The following is a 3,300-nucleotide window of genomic DNA, read 5'->3' as shown; positions in this document are numbered from 1 at the left end:
GCAGGTCTTAATTCCCCTCCTTTGGAGGGGTTAGGGGAGGACTATTTAATCAGTTCAAAGCTTCTTTTTACGAAAGCCGTAAGTTCTTCGCCTTTCAATAGGTTTTGAGATAATTTAGCCAAATCTAAAGCTTGTTTTACCAAACCTTCCTGGGTTGTTTTGTCTTGTGTATTCAAAATATTTGAAGCTAATTCTGAGTTGGTGTTTACCACCAAATTATACATTTCTGGCATATTTCCCATTCCGAACATTCCGCCGCCACCGGATTGACTCATTTCTTTCATACGACGCATAAATTCTGGCTGCGTGATGATAAATGGTGCTGCATTGCTGTCCAATGCTTCTAATTGTACTGTGTATGCTTTTGGAATATAAGTTTCCAATGAAGCTTTCAAGCTTTCTTTTTCAGTGTCAGATAATTTCGAAATAGTAGTTTCTTCTTTCTTGATTAAATTATCAATGTGATCTGAATCGACACGAACGAAAGTTAAATCTTTATTATCACCCTCAATTTTTTGAATCAAATGCGAGATAATTGGAGAATCCAAAAGCAATACTTCATATCCTTTTTCTTTAGCGATTTCGATATAAGAGTGTTGCGCTTCCTTGTTTCCGGCGTATAAAACAACTAATTTTCCGTCTTTGTCAGTTTGTTTTTCCTTTAGGTTTTCTTTCAATTCTTCTAACGTGAAGTATTTGTCATCAACGGTTGGATACAAAACAAAAGCACCAGCTTTTTCATAGAATTTCTCTTCAGATAGCATTCCATATTCCAAAACAATTTTGATGTCGTTCCATTTTGATTCAAAATCTTCACGATTTTCGGTGAACAAAGATTTCAATTTATCGGCTACTTTACGAGTAATGTAGTTTGAAATTTTCTTCACAGCACCATCGGCTTGCAAACCAGAACGAGAAACATTCAATGGTATATCTGGCGAATCAATTACCCCTTTCAACATCGTCAAGAATTCAGGTACAATTCCTTCTACATTATCAGTAACATAGACTTGGTTTTGGTACAATTGAATTTTGTCTTTTTGAATTTGTAAATCAGAACCCAATTTTGGGAAATACAAAATTCCAGTTAAATTGAACGGATAATCTACATTTAAATGAATGTGAAACAACGGCTCTTCAAATTGCATTGGATACAATTCGTGGTAGAATTTTTTATAATCTTCATCCGTCAATTCTGTTGGTTGTTTAGTCCAAGCTGGATTTGGGTTATTGATAAAATTATCAATTTCAATGGTTTCGTTTACGTAATCTTCAGGAGCATCTTCTGGTTTTGGTAATGTTTCTGTTTTGGTTCCAAATTTAATTGGAATAGGCATAAACTTGTTGTAACGATTCAATAATTCTTTGATTTTGCTATCTTCTAAAAATTCTAAAGAATCTTCGGCAATGTGCAAAATAATCTCTGTTCCACGAGCAGTTTTGTCGGCAGGTTCTAAAGTAAATTCAGGGCTTCCGTCACAAGTCCAGTGAGCTGCCGGTTCGTCTTTATATGATTTGGTGATGATTTCCACTTTCGAAGCCACCATAAAAGCTGAATAGAATCCAAGACCAAAATGACCAATAATTCCTGAATCTTTGGCAGAATCTTTATATTTTTCTAAAAATTCTTCGGCTCCAGAAAAAGCAATTTGGTTGATATATTTCTCGACCTCTTCTGCAGTCATCCCCAAACCTTGGTCGATAATGTGTAATTTCTTGCCTTCTTTATCGATTTTTACTTCTAGGATTGGGTTGCCATATTCAACTTTGGCATCACCAACGCTTGTTAGATGTTTTAACTTTAAGGTAGCATCTGTTCCATTAGAAATCAACTCACGCAAAAATATTTCGTGATCGCTGTATAAGAATTTCTTGATTAGGGGGAAGATGTTTTCTACCGAAACATTAATTTTTCCAGTTGTCATATTTTTGAGTTTTATATTTTCAAAATAGTACTCAAATAAGATACCAATTAAAGGCAAAGTGACAAAATGTCGGAAACGTTAATTTTGATAAAAAAGGCTATTATTTTGAAACATTTTTTCACAATAGCATCGTACCTTTGCATAAGTTTAATCTTAAAAAGTTGAAAAAAAAATGAAAAAAACAATTACATTGATGGTAGTAGCAGTTTTGCTTTTTGCATGCAAAACTACATCAGTAACAAGCACAAAGTTGGACAGAAGTTCTCAAGTGGGAATCAAAGGAAATTGGGAAATAACAAACGTTAGTTATCCAGGTTCAGATTATATTACGGTAAATTCATTTGATATTGCAGATTCAAAATGTTTTATCGGAAGCACTTGGAATTTTATTTCCAATAACAACAAAGGAAGGATGAGTTTAACAAAGTCGAGTTGTCCAGCATTTAGCTCTCCAATAGTATGGAGTGTTAATAAAGAAGGACAATTTGTTTTGAAAATACTAGATGCTGGTGTAAAAGCAAAAAAAGTTAAAGAAGGTTATGTTTTGTATGTAGCAAATCAAACAGAAACCTCATTTCAATTGGTAGATAAAATAAATGTTGGAGGTAAATTAACAGATGTAGTTTATCAATTTGCCAAATTAAATTAAAAGTATAAAAAAATGAAAAAAATAGCAATTTTAGGAATAAGTAGTTTATTTCTTTTGACAAGTGTTTTTACTAGTTGTGATTCAGTAAAAAATGCAAATAACACTCAAAAAGGTGCTGGAATTGGAGCAGGGGCAGGTGCGTTAATTGGAGCAATAATTGGGAATAATACAAAATTAGGCACCGCTGGGGGAGCCCTTATTGGTGCTGCTATTGGTGGAGGAACTGGAGCTTTGATTGGAAATAAAATGGACAAACAAGCCAGACAAATCAACCAAGCCTTGCCAGGAGCTCAGGTGGAAAGAGTAGGGGAAGGAATTCGGTTGACACTAAAAGAAGATGCCGTTCGTTTTGATACCAACAAATCAACATTGACAGCTCAGGCCAAAACGAATTTAGATAAATTAATACCTGTTTTTAATGAATATGCAGATACCGATATCGAGATTTTTGGATATACAGATAGTACAGGTAGTGCAGAATATAATCTTACACTTTCTCAAAAAAGAGCGCAATCAGTAAGAGATTATTTAGTTTCAAAAGGACTTGCAGGTTCAAGATTTAAAACTACAGGAATGGGAATTGTTGAGCCAATCGCCACGAATGAAACTCCTGAAGGAAGAAGTCAAAATCGTCGTGTGGAATTTGCTATTTTGGCCAATGACAAAATGGTTCAAGAAGCTAAAAAAGAAGCGGGAAATTAAAATCATACTAGATCGGAAGAGCAC

Annotated in this window: 3 protein-coding genes; 2 read left to right on the top strand and 1 reads right to left on the bottom strand. The window is 34.4% G+C overall.

The genetic code is table 11. The features are described 5' to 3' along the window. Nucleotides 1-41: 41 nt before the first annotated feature. Nucleotides 42-1,925, bottom strand: coding sequence for a molecular chaperone HtpG (htpG, locus tag PHC28_RS17315; RefSeq protein WP_300103499.1), 1,884 nt, complete (start codon nt 1,923-1,925; stop codon nt 42-44). 172 nt (nt 1,926-2,097) lie between these two features. On the opposite strand from htpG, the gene PHC28_RS17310 reads away from it, so the two are divergent. Both PHC28_RS17310 and PHC28_RS17305 read left to right on the top strand, forming a co-directional pair. After that, nucleotides 2,098-2,574, top strand: coding sequence for a lipocalin family protein (locus tag PHC28_RS17310; protein ID WP_300103497.1), 477 nt, complete (start codon nt 2,098-2,100; stop codon nt 2,572-2,574). Between the two features lie 12 nt (nt 2,575-2,586). Continuing rightward, a complete protein-coding gene (locus PHC28_RS17305; RefSeq protein WP_300103495.1) occupies nt 2,587-3,276 on the top strand; it encodes an OmpA family protein in 690 nt (229 codons plus the stop codon). Nucleotides 3,277-3,300 lie beyond the last annotated feature (24 nt).

The organism is Flavobacterium sp., assembly GCF_028712645.1.
Lineage (GTDB): Bacteria > Bacteroidota > Bacteroidia > Flavobacteriales > Flavobacteriaceae > Flavobacterium.
Note: the sequence above shows the minus strand (reverse complement) of the source record. Positions and strands in the feature narration are given on the sequence as shown.